At 62.1% G+C, this 25,839-nt stretch carries 25 protein-coding genes; 13 read left to right on the top strand and 12 right to left on the bottom strand.

From position 1 onward, the window contains the following. Positions 1–7: 7 nt before the first annotated feature. Positions 8–1,435: a PLP-dependent aminotransferase family protein gene (locus M2367_RS03225; RefSeq protein ID WP_259235753.1), complete on the top strand. Its 1,428-nt coding sequence runs from the start codon at positions 8–10 to the stop codon at positions 1,433–1,435. Between the two features lie 43 nt (positions 1,436–1,478). Here M2367_RS03225 and M2367_RS03220 read toward each other — a convergent pair whose 3' ends face one another. Next, a complete protein-coding gene (locus M2367_RS03220) occupies positions 1,479–1,937 on the bottom strand; it encodes a GNAT family N-acetyltransferase (protein WP_259235847.1) in 459 nt (152 codons plus the stop codon). Positions 1,938–2,124: 187 nt separating this feature from the next. Then, the gene (locus tag M2367_RS03215) at positions 2,125–2,775 is read right to left on the bottom strand and encodes a tellurite resistance TerB family protein (protein WP_224430768.1); all 651 of its coding nucleotides are present in this window, start codon (positions 2,773–2,775) and stop codon (positions 2,125–2,127) included. Between the two features lie 62 nt (positions 2,776–2,837). Here M2367_RS03215 and M2367_RS03210 point away from each other — a divergent pair, with 62 nt between their 5' ends. From M2367_RS03210 to M2367_RS03190, 5 genes are all read left to right on the top strand, one after another. Continuing rightward, on the top strand, positions 2,838–3,689 hold the full coding sequence (locus M2367_RS03210; protein WP_259235752.1) for a DMT family transporter: 852 nt from the start codon (positions 2,838–2,840) through the stop codon (positions 3,687–3,689). Continuing rightward, positions 3,686–4,000 carry a hypothetical protein gene (locus tag M2367_RS03205; protein ID WP_157014071.1) on the top strand — a complete coding sequence of 105 codons (315 nt, stop codon included), beginning with the start codon at positions 3,686–3,688 and terminating at the stop codon, positions 3,998–4,000. Before M2367_RS03210 ends, M2367_RS03205 begins: the two co-directional genes overlap by 4 nt. 70 nt (positions 4,001–4,070) lie before the next feature. Next, entirely contained in the window at positions 4,071–4,538 is a 468-nt protein-coding gene (locus M2367_RS03200) for an acyl-CoA thioesterase (protein WP_042043416.1), read from the top strand. Positions 4,539–4,620: 82 nt separating this feature from the next. Further along, complete coding sequence (gene rsmS, locus M2367_RS03195; RefSeq protein WP_005899803.1) at positions 4,621–4,776, top strand: pleiotropic regulatory protein RsmS; 156 nt, start codon at positions 4,621–4,623, stop codon at positions 4,774–4,776. Between the two features lie 54 nt (positions 4,777–4,830). Then, complete coding sequence (locus M2367_RS03190) at positions 4,831–5,298, top strand: GyrI-like domain-containing protein (protein WP_259235751.1); 468 nt, start codon at positions 4,831–4,833, stop codon at positions 5,296–5,298. A 3-nt stretch (positions 5,299–5,301) separates the two neighbouring features. On the opposite strand, the gene M2367_RS03185 is transcribed toward M2367_RS03190, so the two are convergent. Then, positions 5,302–6,153 (bottom strand): LysR family transcriptional regulator, encoded by an 852-nt coding sequence (locus M2367_RS03185; RefSeq protein ID WP_042043411.1) that lies wholly within the window; start codon positions 6,151–6,153, stop codon positions 5,302–5,304. Between the two features lie 106 nt (positions 6,154–6,259). Here M2367_RS03185 and M2367_RS03180 point away from each other — a divergent pair, with 106 nt between their 5' ends. Both M2367_RS03180 and M2367_RS03175 read left to right on the top strand, forming a co-directional pair. Then, a complete protein-coding gene (locus M2367_RS03180; protein WP_259235750.1) occupies positions 6,260–6,736 on the top strand; it encodes a nucleoside deaminase in 477 nt (158 codons plus the stop codon). Beyond that, positions 6,729–7,982, top strand: a complete 1,254-nt coding sequence (locus tag M2367_RS03175) for an MFS transporter (protein WP_259235749.1) — start codon at positions 6,729–6,731, stop codon at positions 7,980–7,982. The genes M2367_RS03180 and M2367_RS03175 overlap by 8 nt, the downstream gene beginning before the upstream one ends. 43 nt (positions 7,983–8,025) lie before the next feature. Here M2367_RS03175 and rluF read toward each other — a convergent pair whose 3' ends face one another. Continuing rightward, positions 8,026–9,039 (bottom strand): 23S rRNA pseudouridine(2604) synthase RluF, encoded by a 1,014-nt coding sequence (gene rluF / locus M2367_RS03170; RefSeq protein WP_259235748.1) that lies wholly within the window; start codon positions 9,037–9,039, stop codon positions 8,026–8,028. 644 nt (positions 9,040–9,683) lie between these two features. Here rluF and gdhA point away from each other — a divergent pair. Further along, entirely contained in the window at positions 9,684–11,042 is a 1,359-nt protein-coding gene (gene gdhA / locus M2367_RS03165) for an NADP-specific glutamate dehydrogenase (RefSeq protein WP_259235747.1), read from the top strand. Between the two features lie 570 nt (positions 11,043–11,612). Further along, complete coding sequence (locus M2367_RS03160; RefSeq protein WP_259235746.1) at positions 11,613–12,131, top strand: HNH endonuclease signature motif containing protein; 519 nt, start codon at positions 11,613–11,615, stop codon at positions 12,129–12,131. Between the two features lie 3 nt (positions 12,132–12,134). Here the strand turns inward: M2367_RS03160 and M2367_RS03155 are convergent, their stop codons facing one another. The 3 genes from M2367_RS03155 to M2367_RS03145 form a co-directional block, all read right to left on the bottom strand. Further along, entirely contained in the window at positions 12,135–12,380 is a 246-nt protein-coding gene (locus M2367_RS03155) for a DUF1272 domain-containing protein (RefSeq protein WP_259235745.1), read from the bottom strand. Between the two features lie 130 nt (positions 12,381–12,510). Then, on the bottom strand, positions 12,511–13,395 hold the full coding sequence (locus tag M2367_RS03150; RefSeq protein WP_259235744.1) for a DUF4823 domain-containing protein: 885 nt from the start codon (positions 13,393–13,395) through the stop codon (positions 12,511–12,513). Positions 13,396–13,601: 206 nt separating this feature from the next. Next, positions 13,602–13,982, bottom strand: a complete 381-nt coding sequence (locus tag M2367_RS03145) for a VOC family protein (protein ID WP_224430780.1) — start codon at positions 13,980–13,982, stop codon at positions 13,602–13,604. 423 nt (positions 13,983–14,405) lie between these two features. Here M2367_RS03145 and M2367_RS03140 point away from each other — a divergent pair, with 423 nt between their 5' ends. Continuing rightward, on the top strand, positions 14,406–16,484 hold the full coding sequence (locus M2367_RS03140) for a bifunctional diguanylate cyclase/phosphodiesterase (RefSeq protein WP_259235743.1): 2,079 nt from the start codon (positions 14,406–14,408) through the stop codon (positions 16,482–16,484). Between the two features lie 145 nt (positions 16,485–16,629). Here M2367_RS03140 and speA read toward each other — a convergent pair whose 3' ends face one another. Beyond that, positions 16,630–18,534 (bottom strand): biosynthetic arginine decarboxylase, encoded by a 1,905-nt coding sequence (speA, locus tag M2367_RS03135; protein ID WP_042043399.1) that lies wholly within the window; start codon positions 18,532–18,534, stop codon positions 16,630–16,632. A gap of 1,022 nt (positions 18,535–19,556) precedes the next feature. Between speA and pepT the strand changes: the two genes are divergently transcribed. Further along, complete coding sequence (pepT, locus tag M2367_RS03130) at positions 19,557–20,780, top strand: peptidase T (RefSeq protein WP_259235742.1); 1,224 nt, start codon at positions 19,557–19,559, stop codon at positions 20,778–20,780. Positions 20,781–20,924: 144 nt separating this feature from the next. Further along, on the top strand, positions 20,925–22,676 hold the full coding sequence (locus M2367_RS03125) for a lysophospholipid acyltransferase family protein (RefSeq protein WP_259235741.1): 1,752 nt from the start codon (positions 20,925–20,927) through the stop codon (positions 22,674–22,676). A gap of 63 nt (positions 22,677–22,739) precedes the next feature. Here the strand turns inward: M2367_RS03125 and M2367_RS03120 are convergent, their stop codons facing one another. The 4 genes from M2367_RS03120 to M2367_RS03105 form a co-directional block, all read right to left on the bottom strand. After that, on the bottom strand, positions 22,740–23,051 hold the full coding sequence (locus M2367_RS03120) for a SelT/SelW/SelH family protein (protein ID WP_042043396.1): 312 nt from the start codon (positions 23,049–23,051) through the stop codon (positions 22,740–22,742). 78 nt (positions 23,052–23,129) lie between these two features. Next, on the bottom strand, positions 23,130–24,251 hold the full coding sequence (locus M2367_RS03115) for an adenosylhomocysteinase (RefSeq protein ID WP_259235740.1): 1,122 nt from the start codon (positions 24,249–24,251) through the stop codon (positions 23,130–23,132). 210 nt (positions 24,252–24,461) lie between these two features. After that, complete coding sequence (locus M2367_RS03110; protein WP_259235739.1) at positions 24,462–25,199, bottom strand: hypothetical protein; 738 nt, start codon at positions 25,197–25,199, stop codon at positions 24,462–24,464. Beyond that, positions 25,199–25,759, bottom strand: coding sequence for a YceI family protein (locus M2367_RS03105; protein WP_224430785.1), 561 nt, complete (start codon positions 25,757–25,759; stop codon positions 25,199–25,201). The genes M2367_RS03110 and M2367_RS03105 overlap by 1 nt, the downstream gene beginning before the upstream one ends. Positions 25,760–25,839: the final 80 nt, after the last annotated feature.

Below are 25,839 nucleotides of genomic sequence, written 5' to 3'. Positions count from 1 at the left end.
GCACACCATGTCCCGTTACGGCCAGCTGGCAGCCCTGCTGCAACAACAAATAGAGACCGGCCTCTGGCAGCCGGGGGAGCGCATTCCCTCCATTCGCCAGAGTTGCAAGACCCACACCCTCAGCCCCATGACGGTGCTGCAGGCCTACCAGCTGCTCGAAAGCCGTGGCCTCATTCTGGCGCGGCCCCAGTCCGGCTACTACGTCAAGGCCGCCACCTCCCCGCTGCGAGCCTGCGCCCCGCAACAGGCGCACTACACAGGCTCGGTGGATATCAACGATCTGGTGTTCGAGGTGTTGCAGGCGAGCAAGTCCCGGGCGCTGGTGCCCCTTGGCATGGCGGTGGCGGATCCCGCCCTCTTCCCTCATCCCCAGCTCGGCCGGGCCCTGGCCAGCTGCATGCGCCGCCTCGACCCCTTCAGCACTGTGGCCGACCTGCCCCCCGGCAACGAGGCGCTGCGCCGCGCCATCGCCCAGCGTTACGCCAGCGACGGCCTGGCGGTGGACCCTCAGGAGATCATCATCACCACAGGGGCCATGGAGGCGCTCTCCCTGAGCCTGCAGGTGTTGACTGAGCCGGGGGACTGGGTGGTGGTGGAATCCCCCACCTTCTACGGCGCCCTGCAGGCCATAGAGCGCTTGCAGCTCAAGGTGGTGGAGATCCCGGTGATCCCCGGGGTCGGCATCGATCTCGCCCTGCTGGCCGAGGCGCTCGCCCAGCGCCCCATCAAGGCGTGCTGGCTGATGGGCAACGTCCAGCACCCCCTCGGCCACACCATGCCGGATGGCCACAAGCAGGGGCTGATGCAACTGCTCAACCGCCATGAGGTGCCCCTGGTGGAGGACGACGTCTACGCCGAGCTCTATGTTGGCCGCGAGCGCCCCAGGCCCATCAAGCTCTGGGACGCCCGGGGCGACAGCCTGCTGTGCGGCTCCTGGACCAAGTGTCTGGCGCCGGGCTTTCGGGTCGGCTGGGTGGTGGCGGGGCCCCATGCCGAGCGCATCCAGCGGCTGCAACTGATGTCGACCCTGTCGACCAATGTGCCGAGCCAGCTGGCGCTGGCCGACATGCTGCGCCAGGGCGGGGTGGATGCCCACTTTCGCCGCCTGCGCCACACCCTGGCCCAGCGCCAGCAGCAGATGCGGGCGGCCCTGCTGCGCCTCTTCCAGGAGGAGGTGCGCATCTCCACCCCGGATGGCGGTTACTTCCTCTGGCTGGAATTTGATGCTCGGCTCGACAGCCGGGCGCTGCATGCCCAGGCGCTGGCCTGCGGTTTCTCGCTGGCGCCGGGGGCGCTGTTCTCGAGCCAGGGCCAGCACAACCACTGCCTGCGCCTCAACAGCTCCCATCCCTGGCGCCCTGAGCTGGAAGCGGCCCTCACCCGGTTGGCGGCGCTGATCCACCAACAGCTCGGTCGCCATGAAAGCCGGACATAACAAGGCCCCATGACGGGGCCTTGTCTCCTGAGGGGAGGAGCGCTTATCGGGCGTAAATTTCGGACTGACGGGTGAAACCCAGGGATTCATAAAACGACCTGGCCCTGTCGTTGAAGGACATCACCTCCAGCCGGATTTGGCTCGCATCCTGGGCCTTGGCCCATTGATCGCAATGGGCGATCAATGCCTTGCCGATGCCGCCGGATCTGTGCTGCTCATCGACCACCACTGTGGTGATACGACAGATGGGGAGCTTGCTGAGAAAGGGAATGGCTTCATTGATGTCAATTCTTGCCACCAGAAACCCCAGCACCTGAGCATGCTCCACCGCCACACAAAACAGCCGCTCTTCGCTGCCGATGGCGGCGAGCAGAAAGTCGCGGTCCTCAGCAGAGGGGCCACAAAACACCTCGGGGACATGTTCAAAGTGCATCACGCATATTTGCCGATTCAGTTCCGCGAGGGCGTCGATATCGCGCGCGGTTGCCTTGCGTATTTCCAATGATGGCTCCTTGCCGGTGAGTGACACTTTCATCCCCTGCGATCTCTGGAGAAAGGCCAATCATAGGGGGAGTCAGCCACAACAAAAAGGGTCAATCGCATCCCAGATGGGCAGTGCCGCCAGGCAAGCACAAAACATAACGCCCCGTGATTGGGGCGTTATCGACTATCCCGCTATTTGCCAACGGTCAGCTCGGGGCTCCCAGCTGGGCCACCTGTCGCTCTATGCTGCCCTTGAGGTTGGCATCGAGCTTGAGGGCCCTCGCCAGCTCGTCCAGATAGCCGCGCTCCATGAAGTGATCCGCCTCTATGGTGAGCAGGGAGGCGAGGTAGACCTCGGTGGCCTGCTCCATGTCGGTCACTTCCCGTGCCAGCGCTTGCGGGTCGAGGGGGCGCGCCAGTTCGGCGTCAATCCAGCGCGCCGCATCGCTCTGACCCTGCTCGGTCAGATACTGCTGGATCTTCTGGCGCTCGGCGTCGTCGATGTGACCGTCAGCCCTGGCCGCCGCCACCATGGCGCGCACCAGCAAGGTGGCGCGGGCATCCAGCGCCTGGCCTTGCAGGCTGTCCAGTGGCTGGGTCGGTTGCGCAGCCCCGCCCTGCTGGGCCTGCCAATCCTGATAGAGCTTGTAGGCGAGGCCGCCGAGGGCCGCCGCGCCGCCCACCGCCGCCACCTTGCCGCCATATTTGCGGATCTTCTTGTTACCCAGCAACAAGGCCATGGCCCCGGCGGCCAGGCCACCTTGCGCCATGCCCTTCATCTGCGCCTTGCGGCTGTCACCGCCATCGTTCAGCCAGCTCTTGCCGCTGCCCAGCAGTTGATCGAGTATTTGTTTCATAGGCCCTCCTCGTTGCATAGTGATCCATGCTGGGTCGCGTCCACTGAACTCAAGGTGAATAAATGCCACTGCCACGCCTGCTGCTGCTGACCCTGTTGACGCTGATGGCGTTCGCAGCCAATTCGCTGCTCTGCCGCCTTGCCCTGTTCGACGAGCGGATGGATCCGGCGCTGTTCACCCTGCTGCGCCTGACCAGCGGCGCCCTGATGTTGCTGCTGCTCTGTGCGCTCCGTCGTCCCCCACAGCCCCGCCAGGGGGACTGGGGGGGCGCCCTGGCCCTCATCGGCTATGGCGCGGCCTTCTCTTTTGCCTACCTGACCCTGACCACGGGCACCGGCGCCCTGCTGCTGTTTGCCGCCGTGCAGCTCAGCATGCTGGCCCCGCCCCTGCTGCGCGGTGAACGCCTGCCCCCTCGCCAGTGGGCCGGCTTGCTGCTCGCCATGGCGGGACTGATCCTGCTACTGCTGCCCGGCATCACGGCGCCGGATCCTCTGGGGGCGGCTTTGATGATAGCCGCCGGCATCGCCTGGGCCTGCTACACCCTGCGCGCGCCGCGCTTTGCCGATCCCCTCGCCGCCAACGCCGGCCACTTCCTGCGCGCCAGTCTGCCGGCGGCCCTGCTCTACCTGTGGCTGGGGCACCTTGAGGCCAGCCCGCTGGCCATCGGCTACGCCCTGGCCTCGGGGGCGCTGGCCTCCGGGCTCGGCTATGCACTCTGGTATCGGGTGCTGCCCCAGCTGGGCCGCACCCTGGCCGCCAGCGTCCAGCTGCTGGTGCCTCTGCTCGCCGCCCTCGGCGGGCTCATCTGGTTGGATGAGTCATGGTCAATGCGGCTGTTATTGTCATCCATAGCCATCTTGGGGGGCATCGCCCTGGTCATATGGGGACGGCCCTCTGCTGGAGACAAGTCATGAAGACGCACATTATGAAGCTCGCCATACTGCTGCTGGGTGGCAGCCTCTCAACCGGTCTGCTAGCCGCACTGGAAGACAGGGAAGCCCAGCAGAGTCAGCTGGACAGAGCCTGTCTCAACGCCCAGCAGGCATTGATCGACGAAGGTAAGGCCCAACGCATCAAGGCATGTGAGGAGCAAGGCGGCAAGGCCGCCAACTGTACGCAGACCTTTGCCAGCTTCGGGCAGCGTGAGGGAAACAAACGCCCGAACTTTGGCCAAATACCGGCCTGCCAGCAGGCCGAGCAGTACCGACAAAGCTATCGTCAGTGACATCACTACCCCGGGCAGGATCATCGTTATCTGCAGCTCTTGCCCCCATTCGACCCCAGAAGGAAGTGCCATGAGTGCCCGTGAACTGACCCTGCAATTTCTCGCCGAGCCCGCCGACGTCAACTTCGGTGGCAAAGTCCATGGCGGCATGGTGATGAAGTGGATCGATCAGGCCGGCTACGCCTGCGCCGCCGGCTGGTGTGGCGGCTATGCCGTCACCGTCTATGTGGGGGGCATTCGCTTTTTGCGTCCCATCCAGATAGGCCAGCTGGTCGAGGTCCATGCCAAGGTGATCCACACAGGTACCACCAGCATGCACCTGGCCGTGGATGTCTATAGCCGCCACCCCACCGACCCGGCTCGCCACAAGACCACCCACTGCATCATCATCTTCGTGGCCATGGACGAGCACGGCAAGCCGAGCCCCGTGCCCCAGTGGCAGCCGGTGAGCGAGCAGGATCTACGCTTGCAGCAGTACGCCAAGAAGCTGATGGCCCTGCGCGAAGAGCTCGACAAGGAGATGCGTCAGCACATGTGACCGCATGCGCCCCGGCCAGCGGGGCGTGTATCCGTCGCTCCGGGCTGTATAATGGCGGGTCCCTTCTATTCGAGAAACCAAGATGTCCCTGGAAAATGCCCCCGCAGAGGTGCAGCTCGCCGTCGATCTCATCGAGCTGCTGGAAACCAACAAGATAGCCCCCGCCCTGGCCCTGGCGGCGCTCGCCATCGTCCGTCAGGACTATGAGCGCAAGCTGGCCGCAGGGGCCGAGCACTAATCCCAAGACGGTTTTAGCCCGAGACCGCCCCCATTCCCGTCGAGGAAGCGCAGCATGAGCCAACCCCAGCGTTTCGAACAAGGCCGTCCTATGTTGCTCGGCGGCCTGCGCCGTCAGCACGACGCAGCCAGTGCAGACATTGGGCGCCAATGGCGGGATGCCGGTCAGCTCTGGCCCCTGCCCGGCCAACTCGGTGAATATGCCTACGGGGTGATGTGCGGGGGCGATGACAGCCGTTTCGAATATATGTGCGCCCTGGAAGTGGCCTGCCTGGCGGCGCTGCCCGCGGGGCTGGGGCGGATGCGGATCGAGGCCCAGACCTACGCGGTATTCTGCCATCAGGGCCATGTCAGCACCCTGCCTGCCCGCTGGCAAGAGGCGCTGGCCTGGCTGGCAGCGTCTCAATATCAATCAGCCCATAAACCCGATTTCGAGCGCTATTCCCCGCAGTTTGATGGCATCAACGGCATCGGCGAGATGGAGATCTGGCTCGCCGTGGTGCCGCGTCAACAACTCGCCTGAGCCTCAATGCCGGTCATCCACAGTCATCACCTCATCGCACAGGGTGATCAGGGCCTCGGCGAGCCGGGCCAGGGGCTCGCCCCGCTCACGGCTCACATGCAGGGCCAGCTCGACCGGGGCGAGGGCGGGCCAGTCACTCAGGCTAACCTGCCCCTCCTGCAACAGCCGCTGGGGTAACAAACTGACCCCGATCCCGGCGCTCACCGCCCCCTGCAAGCTGGCCAGGCTGGCACTGACATAGGCGATGCGCCAGCGCAGCCCCATGGCGTCCAGCGCCGCCGTCATCTCGTCGCGATAGAGTCCTGCGCTTGGAAAGGCCACCAACGGCAGGGGATCCCGTCCTGCCGCAGGCCAGTCGCGGCTGTCGACCCAGGCGATCGGTTCGGGCCAGATTGCCCTGGGTTGGCCCTGGCCCCGCCTCTGCTTGACCAGCGCCAGATCCAGCTCCCCTGCGGCAAAGCGTTGCCACAGCTCATGGCTGAGTCCGCTCATCACCTCGAGCCGCACCTGGGGATAGTCCCGAGCGAAGCGGGCCAACACCCGGGTCATGGCGCCTGCGGCAAAATCTTCCGGCACTCCCAGCGTGAGCTGCTGGCTCGCCTCTGCCACCTGTTGCTCCGCCTGGGCGAGCAGATTCAGGATGCGCCGCGCCGTGCCAAGCAGGGTCTCCCCCTGAGCTGTCGCCGTGACCTGACCGCCGCGCCTGTCCAACAAGGCGCAACCGAGTTGAGTCTCGAGTCGCCGCATCTGCTGGCTGATGGTGGATTGGGTCAGATGAACCCGTTCACCGGCGCGGGTGAAACTGCCGGTATCGACGATGGCAACGAAGCTGCGCAGCAATTGGGGATCCAGCATGGGTGACTCCATTTGAAAAATTACTGATTGGCATTGAATCATTTAATTTCCCCATAATAGCGCGAGCGGCTAGCCTGTCACCAGACTCCACAAGCGGCCACTCCATATGACTGACACTTCCACACCCGATGGCTCCCTGGCGACCCATCAAGCCTGGCTGGTACAAACGGTCGAACTTGCCCTTGATCACCGACGCCAGGGGGGGCGCCCCTTCGCGGCCCTGCTGGTACGCGATGGTCAACGGCTGGCCAGCGCCGTCAATCTGATGCACCTGGCCGGGGATCCCACCCGCCATGCCGAACTCGAAGCGCTGCGCGAAGCCAGCCAACATGGCGCCCTCAAGGGCGCCGTGATCTACGCCAGCGGCCACCCCTGCCCCATGTGCCTCTGTGCGTTGGTGATGAACGGCATCAGCGCCGTCTACTACGCCTTCGACAATCAGGATGCGGCCCCCTTCGGCTTTGACAGCGCCGCCAGCTACGCCCGGCTGAGGATCCCCCTGTCGCCCCCGCCGCTACCGCTCATCAAGTTGCCGAGCCCCATCAGTGCCGCCGTCCTCTACGGCCCTGACGCCGATGAGTAAGCCATCTATTCAGGAAGGCCGCGGTGCCCTGCTGGTGCTGGTGATGCTGATTGGCATCAACCTGCGCCCCTTCCTCACCGCCATCGGCCCGCTGACGGAGCGGATCGACGGGCGTCTCGCGCTCGGCATGGACAACCTCGCCTGGGTGACCCTGCTGCCACTGCTGCTGATCGGGGTCGGTGTGCTGTTCACTCCGGCCCTGCTGCGCCTGGCCAGCCCGCACCAGCTGCTGGCCACGGCGTTGCTGTTGCTGGCACTCGGCAGCGCCCTGCGCTTCGATTTGAGCAGTGGCGCCCTGCTCATCGCCAGCGCCGCCCTCTGTGGCCTCGGCTCGGCCCTGGTGCAGGGGGTGTTGCCCGGCCTCATCAAGGGGGCCTTCGCCCAGCGGGTCCCGCTGGTGATGGGGATTTTTTCTGCCTGCATGATGGGGGGCGGGGCGCTGGGCGCCATCCTCAGCCCCCAACTCGCGAGCCAGCTGGACTGGTCGCGGGTGCTCGCCCTGTGGAGCCTGCCGGTGCTGCTGGCGCTGATCTGGCTCGGCTGGCGGGTACGATTACCTGTGGTGGCCAAGGCCCTGCCACCACGGGGGGAGCCGCGATTGATAGGCCTGCCCCGCAGCTGGCTGCTGATCGGCTGCTTTGGCATCATCAACAGCGGCTATGGCATCGTCGTGGCCTGGCTGGCACCGGCCTACATGGCGCAGGGCCTGAGTGCCCAGCAAGGGGGAGAACTGGTGGCCTGGCTGGCGCTGGCCCAGACCCTGAGCGGCCTCGGCCTGCCGCTGCTGGCGGCGCGCAAGCTGGACAGGCGCCCCTGGATGGGGCTCGCCATCTTGTTGCAGGTCGCGGGATTTGGCGGCCTCTGGCTCGCCCCGGAGGCCGCCCCCATCCTCTGGTGCCTGCTGTGCGGCGCAGGGCTCGGCGGCAGCTTCTCCCTCATCATGGTGATAGCGCTGGATCACCTGCCAGACCCCAGACGCGCCGGTAGCCTGAGCGCCCTGATGCAGGGATTTGGCTTCATCTTGGCAGCCACCGGCCCCTGGGTGGCGGCGCGCCTGCACCACTTGAGCGGTGACTTCGCCGCCGCCTGGCAGTGGCAGCTCGGCGGATTGGCGCTGATGAGCCTGCTGGTGCTGCGCCTCAACCCCTTGCACTACCCGAGCGCGATGCGACTGCCCGCAGTACCCGCAGTGCCCGAGAGTGATGCCCCGGCCCCGCTGCCCGCCCATAGCAATACACCGGCCTGAGGCCGGTGTATTGGGAGGGATCACTATGGGATGAGGGGCGAGCTTAGCGCCCCTTCTTCTGCCGTCCACCCTGGTTGGTGCGCGGTTTGCCCGCAGTGGCAGGCTTGCCCCCCTTGACCGGAGCGCCCTTGCCAGCGGCGCCTTTACCGGCCGCGACCTTGCCTGCACCGCCCTTGCCCGCTGGGCTCTTGTTCTCAAACGCCGAGGGGCCCGGCACGTTGGGACGGCCGCCAATCTCGTGGTTATCGTCCCGGCGCGGCTTCTTGCCCTGGGCCGGTTTGGCGCTTTGTGCCGCTGGGGTCTTGGGCTTCTCCCCCTTGGCCGGTTTCACCTCGGAGGAGGAGTCTTCAATCAGCTTGAACAGCTCGATCAGCTCATCGTCGGTGAGATCGCGCCACTCCCCCACCGGCAGCCCCTTGAGGCTGACGTTCATGATGCGGATGCGTTCTAGCTTGGTGACCTCGAAACCGAAGTGCTCGCACATGCGGCGGATCTGGCGATTGAGCCCCTGCACTAGGGTGATGCGGAACACGAAGGGGGCCTCGCGCTTCACCTTGCACTTCTTGGTGATGGCACCGAGGATCGGCACCCCGGCGCCCATGCCGCGGATGAACTCATCGGTCACCGGCTTGTCGACGGTCACCAAGTACTCTTTCTCGTGATCGTTGCCCGCCCGCAGGATCTTGTTGACCAGATCCCCGTGGTTGGTCAGGAAGATGAGCCCCTGGGAGTCCTTGTCGAGTCGGCCGATGGGGAAGATACGGGTGCTGTGGTTGACGAAGTCGACGATGTTGTCCTTCTCCCCCGCCTCCGTGGTGGAGACGATGCCCACCGGCTTGTTGAGCACGATGAACACCAGGCTGTCGGCTTCTCGCGCCTCGATCACCTGACCGTTGACCAAGACCCGATCCCCGGCAAACACCTGATCGCCGATCCCGGCCCGCTTGCCATTGATGAAGACCTGGCCCTGCTCGATGAAGCGATCGGCCTCACGACGGGAGCAGATGCCGCTCTCGCTGATGTATTTGTTCAGGCGCATGGATTCATCAGCCAGCATGGGTCACCTGCGAGAATATGGGGTTGAGGAGGGTTGTCGGCTGAGTCAGCCATGTCATCGGGTTAGTCTGCATACTGTTCCATCTACAAAAAGCATCTGCAAAAAAGCGTCTTCAAAAGGGTCAAAGCCTGCGCATTCTTCAAAAAAGCGCCGCTACAGTAGCATATTGCCCCGATCCATTCGCCGGATACTTCTCCCCCGCCCTCCCCAATAACGCGATCGCAAGGCCCGATATGAGGCCCACAACGGCACAAGCACCCACTCCCACATTCAGCGGAACACAGAGTGCGGCCAACAATGGGCACATCAAGACGCGGTGCAGGCCGACGACCTTGCCCGCACTCCTCGCACGAGACGCATTCACTGGCTATGCAGCCAGCTTGCCCCTGTGTCACTTGGCACCAACAAAAACTTGCTATTTATTAATCAAAAATGCATAAAAAGATTCTCGTTCACGCGAATTATCTTGCTGCAAGCGCCACGATCGCCGTGGCTTCGGGCCTAAATAAAATATTATTTTTAAAACAGGCCGTGGATTCGAATATTTACCCGCACTGACTACCAATTAAAAAATAACCTTTCATGCGGGGCCTGACTCGCTTTCTGACAGACGCCTATTTCATCATCCCATACAGGAGTTACCGATGAGCCATTCCCTTTCCCAGACGGATTTCCTGGCCCAGCTGGCCAACCGCAACCCCCACCAACCCGAGTTCATCCAAGCCGTGAGTGAGGTGGTTGCCTCCATCTGGCCCTTCATCGAACGTCACCCCCACTATTTGCAGCACGGCCTGTTGGAGCGGCTGGTAGAGCCGGAGCGCCTGATCCAGTTTCGAGTGAGTTGGGTGGATGATCGGGGTCAGGTGCGGGTCAACCGTGGTTATCGTATCCAGCACAACTCGGCCATCGGCCCCTTCAAGGGGGGCATGCGCTTCCACCCCTCGGTGGATCTCTCGGTGCTCAAGTTCCTCGCCTTCGAGCAGACCTTCAAGAATGCCCTCACCACCCTACCCATGGGCGGCGGCAAGGGCGGCAGTGATTTCGATCCCAAGGGCAAGAGCGAGGGAGAAGTGATGCGTTTTTGCCAGGCGCTGATGCTGGAACTCTATCGCCACCTGGGCGCCAACACCGATGTGCCAGCCGGTGACATCGGGGTGGGCGGGCGCGAGGTGAGCTACATGGCGGGCATGATGAAGAAGCTCACCAACAGCGCCGAGTGCGTCTTCACCGGCAAGGGACTCTCCTTTGGCGGCAGCCTCATTCGCCCGGAAGCCACCGGCTACGGCCTGCTCTACTTCGCCCAAGCCATGCTGGCCAATCGTGGACAATCCCTGGCAGGCATGACGGTCTCGGTATCGGGTTCCGGCAACGTGGCGCAATACGCCATCGAGAAGGCGATGGCACTCGGCGCCCGGGTCATCACCGCCTCTGACTCCGGCGGCACCGTCTTTGATCCCGACGGCTTCACCCCCGAGAAACTGGCCCGCCTGATGGCGCTCAAGAACGAGCAGCGCAAGCGGGTCGCCGATTACGCCCACGAGCTGGGGCTGGAGTTCTTCACCGGCCGCTCCCCCTGGCACTTGCCGACTCAGGTCGCCCTGCCCTGCGCCACCCAGAACGAGTTGGGGGAAGAGGATGCCGCAACCCTCATCACCAACGGCGTGCAGCTGGTGGCGGAGGGCGCCAACATGCCAAGCAGCGCTGCCGCCATTCAGCTCTTCCATGAGGCCAGGGTACTGTTTGCCCCGGGCAAGGCGGCCAACGCGGGGGGCGTGGCCACTTCGGGTCTGGAGATGAGCCAGAACGCCCAGCGCCTCGGCTGGAGCCGGGACGAGGTCGATGCGCGCCTCAAGGGGATCATGACCAGCATCCACGCCACCTGTGTACGCTATGGCCAACATGGACAGGGCCAGGATGACGACCATGTGAACTACGAAAGCGGCGCCAATATCGCCGGCTTCGTCAAGGTCGCCGACGCCATGTTGGCGCAAGGAGTCTGCTGACAGGGACCATGGCCGGACCAAATGAAAAACACGGCAGCCCTTGGGCTGCCGCGTTTTTTATCATCGGTTAAAGATAGTCACCGACTGGTGATACCCCATTATCTCGATTGTCTTTATGCCTCATCACCGCATTGAAAATAGCCAATCGGATTACCTCACCCTTCTCTGCACTTGTCGTGTCAGATGCCTGTCGGACACTTTATTAAAAATCGGGGAAAACCAAGCTTAGTATTCTGATTTATTTACACAAATTTATTAAAATCATCCCTATTAGCCCCCTCAAGTGGCTGAAGATAGGGTTCGTTTGGATTAATATGCGAATCAGAATAATATGAACCGAATGAAACCTTACCTGCCCCATCGACACGGAGCAGAAGATGGGTTCATCTAGCCCGATGAGAGGAGTCTGATTTGAACCGTGATTGGACAGAAGAAGAGTTAACAGCAACAGTCGTGGCTTACCTTGAAATGCGCGATAAAGAGTTAAATGGCACCCATTTTGTTAAAAAGCACTATTACGCGGATCTCGCTGACCAATTCAACCGCACTCAAAAGTCGTTTGAATATCGCATGCAGAATATCTCTTATATCTGCGCCTTGCTGGGCCGCCCTTGGGTCACGGGGTTAAAACCTGCCAAGAATGTGGGATCTCACAATGCCCCTATCATCGAACGCCTGCTCTGTGAACTGAGCGGCCAAGCTAACAGGGGGCAGGCTACCTTCGAACTCGAAGTCATCCGCAGCAAGACAAAGCCACTGCGGACCATGCCCGGCGGTACCCAAGAGCCCAAACAGCGCTATGACACCATAGCCCGCCATGGTCGTGATCCCAGGGTGAAAGCCTGGATACTCAGGATGGCTGACGGCCAGTGCGAATCGTGCGGCCAGCAGGCTCCCTTTATCACCGCCATCGGTGAGCCCTTCTTGGAGGTGCATCACCTGCGCACCTTGGCCGAGGGCGGTTCAGACACCGTCAGCAATACGGTGGCACTGTGCCCCAACTGCCACCGTGCCTTTCACTATGGCCTGCAGCAGGTTGCGTTAAAAGAGGCGCTCTACCACAGGCTTCCCCGGTTAGTACGGGAATAAAGCTTATAGCTTGGCGCAGCCGGTGGCCTTGAGCACTCTCAGACTGGAGGCTGGGTCTTTGAGCAGCCGCGCCGCCGGGCGAATAGGCCGTGCCACCAGGTTGCCGCCACAGTTGGGGCAGATCCCTCCAAGCCACTGCTCGGCGCAGGAGGCGCAGAAGGTACATTCATAGCTGCAAATCAGCGCCTGATCCGACTCAGGGGGCAAATCCCGATCGCAGCACTCACAGTTGGGTCTCAGTTCCAGCATCTTGACTCCTGAGCCACCCCTTGAGGGCGACTGGTTGCTAAGGGCTATGGCTTCATGTGTATCGATTCAATCCCATCACCGCCGGACAGGATATCAGGCGAACGTCCGATGAAGGAGGCAGGGAGCCTCCTCAGAACAGGCTGTCTGTAAACGCCTCAAGGGGCGCGGGCAAGAGATCCTGGGGATGATCCCCCCCAAAAGTAGCGAGGCCGCTCTGGCCTTCAATCAGGGCCGAACGCAGCGCATTGGCACTGGCCACCTCGAACAGGGTCAGTTTGACGGTCACCTTGTCGGAGCGGGCGGACCACTCGGTAGCCCTGTCTTCCCAGTGCAGGATCTGGGGGTAGCAGAGCAGGTCATATCCCCCCTTTCGGGCACTAGACAGGGCTTCATTCAGGTTCTCTGTATGACGCGCCAACTCGACCCGGGTTAGCCGCTTGAGCAGCGGCGTGGCTATCGCCTGACTCAACATCAGACCGGAGCCCGGGTAATGGTGCTCTCCATAAGCGCCATCTCTGGCGAGGGCCACATAGAGGCTCTGCCCGGCCTGGATCCTGGGAGATGGCAGCTCTGGGGAGAGGTGCACCTGATGGCGGTCGGCACATCCCGTCAGCAGTTGGCCGACCCACACCAAGGCAAGCCAGCACCCAATATGGTTCGCAATCTGCCTCATCACGCCTCCTTGGCCATCATTGATGATGTCTGTTAGCGACTCAATACCGTCACATAACGTGTCGCGTCGAGCCAGCAGTCGCTCATCCGCAGAGTTCATGGCCACGAGGATTGCCTGATTGCAGGCGCGCTCTGCCGCTTGCTCTGACGTGGTACTGGCGCGACCAATCTCGGCGATCATGGGTTTGTCATTCAGGGCGGCGTGGCAATAGATCCGCTTGATGTTGGGACTGACCGCGTCCTGTTTGGCTGTCAGCGCCTGACAAAGCTCGCCAAAGAGCGAGGCCGCCTTGACGGTGCAGTGGCTAAACCGCACCACATCCTGCTCGTAGCGGCGGCACACGCTCTGCTCATTGACCCGCCAACGCACAGGTAGGAAAAGGGCACCTGCTCCCCTTGATATTCCACTACCTGAGTATTGAGTTCGGTTCCCATGTTATCGGTCAGCTGCTGCACCAGATTGAGATACGCCGAAAACAGATAACTTACCTGATCCACCCTCACCTCCTTGTGCATGACGCTCGGGCAACACGCGTCACTGTGCGCCCATTAGTTCCGAGACTCAGGATAGACGCTCACTTCGATCAGGTTGGCATCGGGGTCGAGGAAATAGACTGAACAGATCTCTCCCATGGCACCGGACTTGGTCACCGGCCCCTCAATCAGAGGGATCCCCTGCTCACTCAGATGGCGCATCACCTCACCAAGGGGCCATTGGCTGATGAGGCAGAGATCCCCCGATCCCACCTGAGCCCGGTTACGCGGCTCCTGCCCCAGCAGTTGCAGATTGATCTTCTGGTTGCCAAAGCGCAGCGCCCGCCGTCCCGCACCAAAGGTGATGGCTTCCATCTGCAACGCCCGGCTGTAAAAGGCGAGGGACGCGTCTATGTCGCTGACCGTCAATACCAGATGGTCGATGTGACTGATCATGATGACTCCTTGTCTGCTCCGGTTACACCCTCTGCCATCATAACGACTCCGCAATCCCGGCGTCAGCTCACAATCGACGCCGAGACTGAAATAACGGCGCAGCGCGTCGGCCTATCTATTTGTCACCAAAGAGTGAGCGCAGCGCAATAACCATTTATTTCCAGTGGGAATATTTGGAACCCAGCAACCAGCAGTGCCACTGCCAAATATAAAAAGCCATGTAAATGTGGTGATAATGAATATTAAATGTCATTAATATCAACTAGATATGCAATACCTTCCGAAATATGCTTTAAAGTCACTCTCCGCCTCTATATCTCGCTGATTTATACCCGGCCTGGTGTACAATCGCCGCCAAATTTGCCAGATCACCTTTGCCATGGCTCAGGCCGGCTATTCATCCCAGGGTTATTAGACGTGCTCATGACGCCTCCCATGCTCGACAGTTATTACAGCCAGGAACTGGTCTTTTTCTCCATCCTGGTGGCGGTGCTCGCCTCCTATACGGCGCTGAACATGACGAGCCGGGTCAGCCAGAGTCAGGGGCGCGCAGCCGCTTTCTGGCTCAGCGGGGGCGCCTTTGCCATGGGGCTTGGCATCTGGTCCATGCATTTCATCGGCATGCTCGCCTTCAAGCTGCCCATCGCCCTCGGTTACGATCTGGCATTGACCGGTCTCTCCCTCATCACGGCCATCGGCTCGTCCGCCTTCGCGCTCTGGCTGGTGAGCCGCGCCACCCTGCCCTTGAGCCATATTGCAGGCGGCGCCCTCCTGATGGGGCTGGGCATCGCCGCCATGCACTACATCGGCATGGCGGCGATGATGATGACCCCCGCCATTCACTATCTGCCGAGCCTGTTCGCACTCTCTATTGTCATCGCCGTGCTCGCCTCCGGCGCCGCGCTCTGGATAGCCTTTCGCCTGCGAGAGCACACCCAGCACGCCTTCTTCAGCAAGGCGCTCGCCTCCCTGGTGATGGGATTTGCCATCATCGGCATGCACTACACCGGCATGGCGGCGGCCCAGTTCCCGGTCGATAGCCTGTGCGGCGCCCTCTATACCGGGCTGGATGCCAAGTGGCTGGCCCTGGTGGTCATCATCGTGACCCTGACGGTGTTTGCCATCGCCCTCATTCTCTCCATGCTGGATGTGCAAAATGCCCGCCTCTCCTCCTCCTTGCACCAGGCTCACGACGAACTGGTCAAGCTGGCGCTCCATGACAGCCTGACCCGCCTGCCAAACCGCTTGTTGTTTGCCGATCGGCTGGCCCAGAGCATCAAGCGCTGCCAGCACAGTCGGCAGCGCTTCGCCCTGCTGTTTCTCGATCTCGACGGCTTCAAGATCATCAACGACGCCCACGGTCATCACACCGGCGATCTGTTGCTGCTCGAAGTCACTGAACGCATCAAGGGGTTGCTCGGCAGCGGCGATACCGCCTCGCGCTTTGGGGGGGACGAGTTCGTGCTGGCCCTGGCGCCGGGAGAGATGGCCCAGACCCGCTTGTTCGCCAAGCGACTGCTGGCCGAGATAGCCAGACCCTATCAGCTCGAACACCACCACCTGCACATCACGGTCAGCATCGGCATCGCCATTTATCCGGATAATGGCACCAGCCTGCACGAGCTGACCCTCAATGCCGATGCCGCCATGTATTACGCCAAGGAGCGGGGCCGCAACGACTACTTCTTCTTCGACAGCGCCATGAACGCCAATGCCCACCAGCAGTTTTTGCTGCAACAGGATTTGAGCCACGCCCTGGAGCGGGGCGAGCTGGCACTGCACTATCAACCCAAGTACGAGGCCAAGGGGGGCCAGGTGATCGGCGTCGAGGCGCTGCTGCGCTGGCAGCATCCCATCCATGGTGCCATCTCCCCCGCCACTTTCCTGCCGCTGGCGGAGAAGACCCGGCTCATCATTCCCATCGGCAACTGGGTCATCGATGAAGCCTGCCGCCAGATGAGCCGCTGGCTGGCGGCAGGCCATGAGCAGTGGAGCCTGGCGGTGAACCTCTCCACCATACAGCTGGCCAGTCCGGGATTGCTGGGGGTGGTCGAAGAGGCCCTGTGCCGTCACCGGCTGGAGGCCCGCCACCTGACCCTGGAGATCACCGAGTCCACCGCCATGGAGAATGCCGAGGAGAGTCTGCTCATCCTCAACCGGCTGGCCGAGCTGGGCGTCAAAATATCCATCGATGATTTCGGCACCGGCTACTCCAGCCTGCTCTATCTCAAACGCTTCCCCGCCAATGAGCTCAAGATAGACAAGGGGTTCATCACCTCCCTCGGCCAGACGGGAGAGGATGCCGCCATCGTCAGCGCCATCATCGCCCTCGGCCACACCCTGGGGATGCGGATAGTGGCGGAAGGGGTGGAGACGACCCAGCAGCAGGCGCTGCTGGTGCGCCTTGGCTGCGACACCCTGCAAGGTTATCTGCTCGGCCGCCCCATGCCCGCAGACCGCTTGCTGGCCCACTGCGCCGCCAACGAAGCCATCCCGGCCTGAGGCTGGGCCCTTGTCCAGACTCGCAACCACTGATCTGCTGCTTGCTTTGCCATGAGCCAAGTGTTCAGGCCATAAAAAACGGCGCCAAGAGGCGCCGTTTTTGATCCCCGTCTTTCTACCGTGACGGGATGAACAAGCCGCTGGCTTATTCGTCTTCCAGATAGGCATAGCCTTGCAGACCCAGATCCAGCTCTTCGAGCAGGGCCTTGCGGGTCTCATCGTCCAGGGCAGGATGGGAGACGATGCGCTGATAGCTCTCGCGGATCACGGAAGGATCGATGTTGACGTAACGCAGCAGCTGCTCGACGGTATCGCCGCGCACCACGTTACGGATGTCCATCTTGCCTTCGTCATCCAGCCACACTTCCGCGCAGTGGGTGTCGCCGAACAGGTTGTGCAGATCCCCCAGGATCTCCTGGTAGGCGCCGACCAGGAAGAAGCCGACGTGGCACTCTTCGTGTTCGCCATATTCCGGCATCGGCAGGGTGCTCTCCACCCCCAGGCCATCCACATAGTGCTCGACCTGACCGTCGGAGTCGCAGGTGATATCCATCAGGATACCGCGACGGGTCAGCGGGCGATCCAGGCCAGCCAGGGGCATGACAGGGAACACCTGACCTATGCCCCAGGCATCGGGCAAAGACTGGAACAGGGAGAAGTTGGCGAAACACTTGTCGGCCAGCTTCTCGTTCAAGTCATCGGCCAGGGCGCGGTGGCTGCGGTTCACCGGGTTGAGCTTCTCTTTGAGCTTCAAGCAGGTGTTCTGGTGCAGCGTCTCGGCCCAGGCCCGTTGCTCCAGGTTGAGCAGACCCATGGTGTACTGGGCGTTGACGTCGGTCAGGTCGGCCAGGGAGTCATGGAACAGCTCCAGCAGGGAGGGATCTTCCTCGTGGTTGAGCTCAAGCCAGCCTTTCCACATGTTCTGCAGCAGGGTTGGTGCATCCGCATCAGGCGCATGCACCTCGCTCATCTCGGCCCCTTCGGCGCCGATGATGTTGGTAACCAGCACCGCATGGTGGGCGGTCAGTGCCCGGCCAGATTCACTGATGATGGTCGGGTGCGGCAGGTCGAACTCGCGACAGACGTCGCCGATGCCCCACACCACGTTGTTGGCGTATTCGGACAGGCTGTAGTTGGCGGAGCAGTGGCTCTGGGAGCGGGTGCCCTCATAGTCCACACCCAGACCACCGCCCACATCGACCACGTCGATATCGGCGCCCAGACGACGCAGCTCGGCGTAGAAGCGGCCGCACTCGCGGATGCCACCCTGGATGTCACGGATATTGGCAATCTGTGAGCCCAGGTGGAAGTGCAGCAATTGCAGGCAGTCAAGCTGGCCCAGGCCGCGCAGACGCTCGACCAGCGCCAGGATCTGGGAGGCGGAGAGACCGAACTTGGACATGGCGCCGCCGCTCGATTCCCACATGCCGGAACCGGTGGAGGCCAGACGGGCACGCACACCTATGTTCGGCTTGATGTTGAGGCGCTTGGCTTCATCGAGCACCAGCTCCAGCTCGGAGGGCTTCTCGACCACGATGTAGACCTTGTGGCCCATCAGGTTGCCGAGCAGGGCGTGACGCACGTATTCACGGTCTTTGTAACCGTTGCAGACGATGACGGAGCCGCGATCGTGATGATGGGACAAGACGGCCAGCAGTTCGGGCTTGGAGCCCGCTTCCAGACCCAGACGCGGTTTGTCGCTATAAGACTGGCTGATGGTTTCGATGACGCGGCGCTGCTGGTTGACCTTGATCGGGTAAACACAGAGGTAGTCACCCTCATAGCCTGACTTCTCGATGGCCTGACCGAAGGCGTTGAACAGGGCATCGACCCGGCTCTTGAGAATGTCGGGGAAACGCAGCAACACAGGAGTGGTCAAGCCAGATTGACGCAGCTGCTCGATGGCGTCAGACAATACGATCTGTGCCTCGGGGCGAGTCTTGTCGGGCGAAACGGTCACATGACCGGCGTCGTTGATATTGAAGAAACCCGCACCCCAGTAGGGAACGTTGTACACCTTCAAAGAGTCCTTGCTGGACCAGTTAGTCATGGGCTATGCCTCGCAAATGAGCGGCGTGAAGCCGCCTTCGTTACCCTCAATCACATCCAGACCATCGATTGCAAATAGCGGCAAGCCAAGCTGCCTGCTGGGGCGAATAACGTAACGCGTCTTGCAAGGGCGGTTGGCCGCCATCTTGATCACGACTGTTGACGTCTGTCACATCCAGACTATCTATTTACCCATCGCGGCGAGCCAAGGCTGCCTGGTGGATTTTGGGAAGTAACGAGTCTTGATGTGGGGCTTGTGGCTTTACATCAAGCTCAACGGTATGCGGCGCTGGGTGTCAGCTCCGCGGTACTTTGATGGCGCGCAGCATCAGCCACGCCGCGGCTCATCATGGCCTGGCAGTCACAACACCTTGGGAGCAGGATTTCAAGGAAGAGAGGGACGAGGCGTCATCGCAAACGCGAGCAGATGACGACAAGATACCGCAGCATGCATTTCCATCCACGACCGCCCATGACAAGGGGATGATGATGAGCCCAAGGGCCCACTCGGTCGCCTGAATGGTCAAAATGCCTGCTGTTCTCCCTGATACCGGCACCTAACCGATATAACAGAAATCCAATCCCTGCAGTGTCTGTCGTGTCTGCATGCCTCGCCCTATAGGCGGTCGAACGCAAGGGGGATGGGCGGCCTCGCCTGCCCGGGGTTACCCCTTGGATCGGCGCGGAGTTTACACACTTCTGCGCCGGGCTGACAATAAAAAACCTTGTTAAATTTTCGCTTTTTTGGAGTGAGCCCAATCTCGCTGCCAGCCAAGCCAGCTCTGGGGTTGGCCTCTGTTGCCCTCCCCCCGTGGCCTGGGGCTTTTTCAACCCGCCACCCCAGGCACTTCTCCCCCTTTTTTGCCGCCCCGATCGCAGGCAGTGTCGCACGACAACCCCTGACCCCATTCTCGAGGGTCAAGGGCCCGTGACGGGGTTAGTCGCCAAAAAACTGCGCTGACGCAAGGCGAGGCGCAAAGGGCCGGCAGACAATGGTGGCTCATCCCCTGTCGAGACCGTCCGATGGACCAGCTGCTTTCCCGCTTTCTGCACTATCTGAGCTTTCATACCCGATCCAACCCCAACAATCCCCTCTGCCCGAGCAGCCCGGGCCAGCGGCAATTCGCCCAGGCCCTTCAGGGTGAGCTGCACGCCATGGGCCTGAGCCAGGTGATCCTGGATGACAATGGCTATCTCACCGCCTGCCTGCCCGGCAACCAACCCAGTGCCCCCGCCATCGGCCTTATCGCCCACCTGGACACCGCCGATTACGAGGCCGAGCGGGTCAACCCCCAGCTCATCGAACAGTACCAGGGGGGCGATATCTGTCTCGGCAAGGGGGACGAGGTGTTGAGCATTCGCGAACACCCCTGCCTCAGGCACTATCTGGGCCAGGATCTCATCACCACGGATGGCACTACCCTGCTGGGGGCCGATGACAAGGCCGGCATCGCCGAGATCATCACGGCGGTGGCCCGGTTGCAGGCCGAGCCCACGTTGCCCAGGGGCGATCTCTGGCTCGGATTCACCCCGGATGAAGAGATAGGCCGCGGTGCCGATCGGTTCCCCCTTGACCGTTTCCCGGCTCGCTGGGCCTATACCGTCGATGGCGGTGAACTGGGCGAGCTGGAGTATGAAAACTTCAACGCCGCCAGCGCCACCGTGCGCATCACCGGCAACAACGTGCACCCCGGCACCGCCAAGGGCAGCATGATCAACAGCCAGACCCTGGCCGCGCGCTTTCACGCCGCCATGCCCGCCGAGCAGACGCCGGAGGCCACCGACGGCTATCAGGGCTTCTTCCACCTGGCGCAGATGCAGGGCTCGGTGGAGCAGAGCGAATTGCACTATCTCATTCGCGACTTTGATGATGAGGGCTTTGCCGCTCGCAAGGCGCTGCTCGCCGAGCGGGTCGCCGCCCTGCAAGCCGATGCGGCGGGGGTGCGCATCGAACTCGCTATCCGGGACAGCTATCGCAACATGAAGCGGCAGATAGCCCCGCACATGCACATCATCGCGCTGGCCGAGGCGGCCATGGTGGCCGTGGGCGTCACCCCCAGGATAAAACCCATTCGCGGTGGCACCGACGGCGCCCGCCTCTCCTTCATGGGCTTGCCCTGCCCCAATATTTTCACCGGTGGCCACAACTTCCACGGCAAGCATGAGTTCATCCCGCTGCAATCCATGGAGAAAGCGGTGCAGACCCTGGTCGCCCTGGTGCACCTGAGCGCCCAGTACCAGGAGTGACGCCGCCGGGGTGGCCTGGTGCCGGAGTCTACCCAGCCGCCAGACTCTCCCACCGCCCCTTGCCATCAAACTGTCACGGGGCTGCCACGGGGCGGGAACAGAACGGCGCCATGCTGGGGGAAGAGCCACAGCCGGAGCCGCCCCATGTTCAGCGTCGATGCCATTCTCAGCCAGCACTACCCCCATCTCAATCTGCCGGGCCCGGCCCGCCGCCTCCTCAGATGGTTATTGCGCGAGCGCGACTTCCAGCACTTCGCCGCCCAGTATCCCCATCTCAAGGGGCTTGATTTCGTCGAGCAGGCGCTCTGCCAGCTCGATTTCGACTATCACGTCAGCGATGCCCAGCTCGAGAATATCCCGGCCGAGGGGCGGGTCATACTGGTGGCCAATCACCCCATCGGATCCCTCGATGGTCTGGCGCTGCTGCGCCTGCTCGGTCGCATTCGTCCCGATGTGAAGATTGTCGCCAATCGGCTGCTGGCCGGTCTCACCCCCCTGCAATCCCTGCTGCTGCCGGTGGACAACCTGGGAGGCAAGACGGAGCGCAGGGCCATCGTCGCCATGGGGGAGCATCTGGCCAAGGGCGGCGCCATCATCATATTCCCGGCCGGCGAGGTGTCACGCCTCGGTCTCAGGGGCATCAAGGATGGCCCCTGGCAGGGGGGATTTCTGAAATTGGCCAAGCGTACCCAGACCCCGCTGGTGCCAATCCACCTGGGGGCACGCAATGGCCTTGGCTTCTACCTCGGCTCCTGGCTCAACAAGTCCTGGGCAGGCCTGCTGCTGGCCGCCCAGCTGTTTCGCCAGCAAGGGGGGCGCATGACCATTACCATAGGGCAGCGCATCCCGCCCCATGCCTTGGAGGCGCTGCCAGCCAAGCCTGGGGCCAAGCTGGTGCGCGAACATCTCTATCGCATCGGCCAAGGCAAAAAGGGCCGCCTCCCGACCGAATCCCCCATCGCACTGCCGGGCGACAGGGCCCGGCTCAAACAGGCGATCGAGGCTTGCGAGCCCCTCGGCCAGACCCCGGATGGTCAGCGGATCTACCTCTATCGCCGTCATGAGCAGAGCCACTCCGAGATACTGCGCGAGCTGGGCCGATTGCGGGAGATTGCCTTTCGGGCCGTGGGGGAAGGGTCGGGGCGACGCCGGGATCTGGACAGTTTTGATGATGAGTACCATCACCTCATTCTCTGGGATCCGACCCGGCTCGACATCATCGGTGCCTATCGCTTCGCCCCGGTGCGCGAGATCCTGGCCAGCAAGGGGCTGAGCGGCCTCTACAGCCACACGCTGTTTGGCTTCGAACCGGCGTTGCTGCCTCAACTGGATCAGGCCATTGAACTGGGTCGCAGCTTCATTCAGCCCGCCTATTGGGGCAAACGCGGGCTGGATTATCTCTGGTTCGGCATCGGCGCCTACCTGGCCCGCTACCCGGATTACCGCTACCTGTTTGGCCCCGTCTCCCTGTCCGGCAGCCTGCCAACCCAGGCGCGGGATCTGCTGGTGAGTTTCTATCGTCAGCACTTCGCCCCCCAAGGGCCTGCCGGACAAGGATCCCCGGCCCCTTCTCGTCGCCCCTATCCCGCCACGGACACCCACTTCGCGGGTCTGGATTATGGCGATGCCCTGATAGCGCTCAAATCCCGGCTCGGCAACCTGGGCTGCGCCATCCCCACCCTCTACAAGCAGTACTCAGAGCTGTGCGAGCCGGGGGGCGTGCAGTTTATGGATTTCGGCATAGACTCGGACTTCAACCACTGCATCGATGGCCTGGTCTGGGTCGATGTCAGCCGCATCAAACCCCACAAGCGGGCACGCTATATCGACAGCCAGTCCCTTGAAAACCCCTCCATTGAACACTTGCGTGCGGTGCCCGCCACAACCAGCCCCTGATCACCAGTGCCGCATGCGAAGAGGGAGGCCATGGCCTCCCTCTTCGCATGCGGCCCGCTACCCTCATTCGCTGGCAGGTTTGCGATCCGAGTGACCGAGGTCGCGCTCAGGGGCAATGAGGTCACGCACCCGCTGCTTGATCTCCTTGGCCTCGGGGAAGCCCTCATCCGCCACTCTGTCCCACACCAGCACCCCATCGACCAGGATACGAAACTCCCCCTTGCTGGCGGGCACCAGGGCCACCTCCCCCAAGTCGCTGTCGAAGGTGGAGAGCAGCTCCTGGGCCAGCCAGGCGGCCCGCAGCATCCAGCGGCACAGGGTGCAGTAGCGGATCTCAATCCGTGGTTTGGGCAAAGACGACGATAACTCTGTCATTGGGTCACTCCCTGAAAATCGGTTAGCCCGTCGCGGCCATGGATCAGGTCTGGCCGTTGTCCGCGCTTAAAAAGAGGCCTATTGGCTGACCCCATGAAAATCGGCCAGCCAGTGGCGAGCAATATTGCGCATCAGATCCGGCGGCAGATCCCGCAACCCTGCCACCATGGGAAACTCCGCCAACAGCCGCACCCCCTCCATGATCTCCGCCAACACCAGGTAGACATAGCCTCCGATCACGGCGCCATGGACGAAGTTGACCGCCTCACCGCGATTGAGCAAAAAGATGACGCTGCCATCGGGACGGGTCAGCGCCAGCACGTGGGGGCACACCTCCTCGCTCGGCCAGGGCAGTTGTGCCAGGCAGAACGCGAACTCGTCATCGGCCGAGGTGACCGAGGCCAGCATGGCGCCGGGGCGCAGCGCCTCGAGATCGGCCAGATCGAGGGAGCCATTACCGGTGGAGCAGACCACCAGCTCGGCCCGGGACAGGGCTTGCTGCTTGTCTACCAGCCGAAAACCGTGGGAGAGCGCCTCCACCTGGCGCAGTTCATCGGTCTCCACCACCTCCAGATGCAGATTACGGCAGTGCAGCTCCCGGGCGATGCTGCGCCCCACCTTGCCATAACCAAACAGGGCGGCCTGGCAGACATTGAAGGTGCGATTGAGGGTGCGAGCCAGGGATTCGGCGGAATAGACCACGCTCAGGCCAATCTGGATATCCTCGGCCTGCTTGAGGGGGCTGCGCGCCACCGAGAGCACGGGGGCCGACAGCGGCTCCAGCTCATAGCGTTGATGACCATTCTCCGTCATCTCCACCACCCCCAGAAAACGGGGGCCGAAAAACGCAGCGATCTGAGCCTGGGTGCGGGCGAAATAGCCACCGATATCCAGGATGATCAATCGCTCATGAGCCGCCACCAGGGGGGCGAGCTGAGTGATCACCTCTTGGGGACAGTTGCTCCACTGGCGGTTGAGATCCCGCACGGGAAAGTGCTGGCGGGCCCATCCCAGGGTGGCTTCATGAACGGATTTGGGTTTGGGCAAGATGGCGCCAATACGGCCAATCTGGGCCAATGCCTGGATGAAGTGGGGTCGATCGGGCAGCAAATGAGTTACCAGCACGATGCAGAGTCCCTCGATGGGGCCCTGCCTGGTAAAATGGCGAAAAAACAGATGCTCAGATCCTTGACTGCGCAACTGTGGCCTCCTTAGCACGCCGCAAACTGCAGGCAAACAGAAACCCGGCCTTGCCGGGTTTCTGAAAGTGTCCAAATTAGATATGCAGCCTTTTTAGCCCAAACGCGATTGAGGCTCAATCTTTATCGGACAAAACTATGCGCCAGGTGGCAATAAGGTTGTTAATTGTCTGTTTTACAAACATTAACTGCCATTCTTAATCGCCAGAACTCAGTAGAGGGATGCCTGTGGCCAGACGAACCACAGGCTGAGCCCGGTGCCCATGGCGGCCGATGCGATGAGCACGGCCCAGCGCACCGGCAGGGAACGCGTTCTCAGCAACCACTCGAACAGCGGCAACAACCAGACTGGCAACAGGGCCAGCAGGGGCACTTCCACATACTGCCAGGCCAGCATCTGCATGAAGGCCAGTGCCAGCCCCAAAGGAGCCACTGCCCCCTTGAAACCGGTCAGCATGGTCAGCAGGGCCCGCAGTCCGGCAAAGGCGGCCAGAGCACCGGCGAGCTGGGCGATGAGCAGACTGCCATCAATGCCGATGACCAGGGCCAGCCAGATGAAAGCCAGGGTAAATCCCAGCCCTTCACGACTATCCCCATGGCGATGAGTCCAGCCAAGCCAGAGTACGGCGGCCAGCACTGCCAGCCAGAGCTCGGGGGTGCCCTGGATCAGGCTGGCAAAGCCCAGCCACCAGATGAGGGCGCCCTGCAGGGCGAACAGGCCCAGACCGAGCCAGCGGTTGGACAGTTGGCTGACGAGGGCCACCGCCGCCAGGGTCAGCGGCAACCACTGCCAGGCCTTGACGGGCAAGAGATAGGTGCCGCCCACCAAAGTGCCCACCAGCCAGAGCGCCAGGGCGCCCCACAGGTAGTCGAGTCTGGGCCAGCGCCAGGATAACAAAGCGGCTCCCAGAGGAGCCGCCAGTGTCTGCAGCAGGAGTGCAGCGCCCATTAGCGACGCACGCCTTCGACGAACAGTTTGATCTTCATCTCGTCAGGGATGTTCGGCAGCATGTAGTTCACCCCGAAATCGCTGCGCTTGATGGTGGTCGCTGCGTTGAAACCGCTGCGATAACCGCCCCAGGGATCCTTGCCTTCACCGATCTTGACCAGATCGAAGGCCACTTCCTTGCTGACGCCGTGCAGGGTCAGGGTGCCCTTGAGCACGCCTTTATCCTTGGTGCCTTCATAGGCTGAGCTGACAAAGCTCAGCTTGGGGTACTGTTTGACATCCAGGAAGTCCGGGCTGCGCAGGTGCTTGTCACGGGCCTCGTGGTTGGAGTCCACGCTGGCGGCATCCACCTCGAAGCTCGCCTTGGCGGCAGCCGGGTTGGCATCGTCCATGGCAAAAGTGCCGCTGAAGGTATTGAAACGGCCAACCAGCTCGGAGAAACCGAGGTGTCCCACCTCAAATTGCACCGTAGTGTGCGCCGCATCCACGTCATACTCGGCAGCCATCAGTGGCGTCGCCATCAGCAGGCTGGAGGCCAGCAACATCTTGGTCATCTTCATGTCTCGTTCCTTCATGGGTGGATTCATTAGCATTTGCCAGATACTAACTCACCGTGAGAGAGTGATAATCAGCGATTTAT

The sequence above is a fragment of the Aeromonas sp. BIGb0445 genome (assembly GCF_024809075.1).
In the GTDB taxonomy this organism is placed as follows: domain Bacteria; phylum Pseudomonadota; class Gammaproteobacteria; order Enterobacterales; family Aeromonadaceae; genus Aeromonas; species Aeromonas rivuli.
The sequence above is the reverse complement of the archived record's forward strand: the minus strand, read 5'-3'. Positions and strand labels throughout refer to the sequence as shown.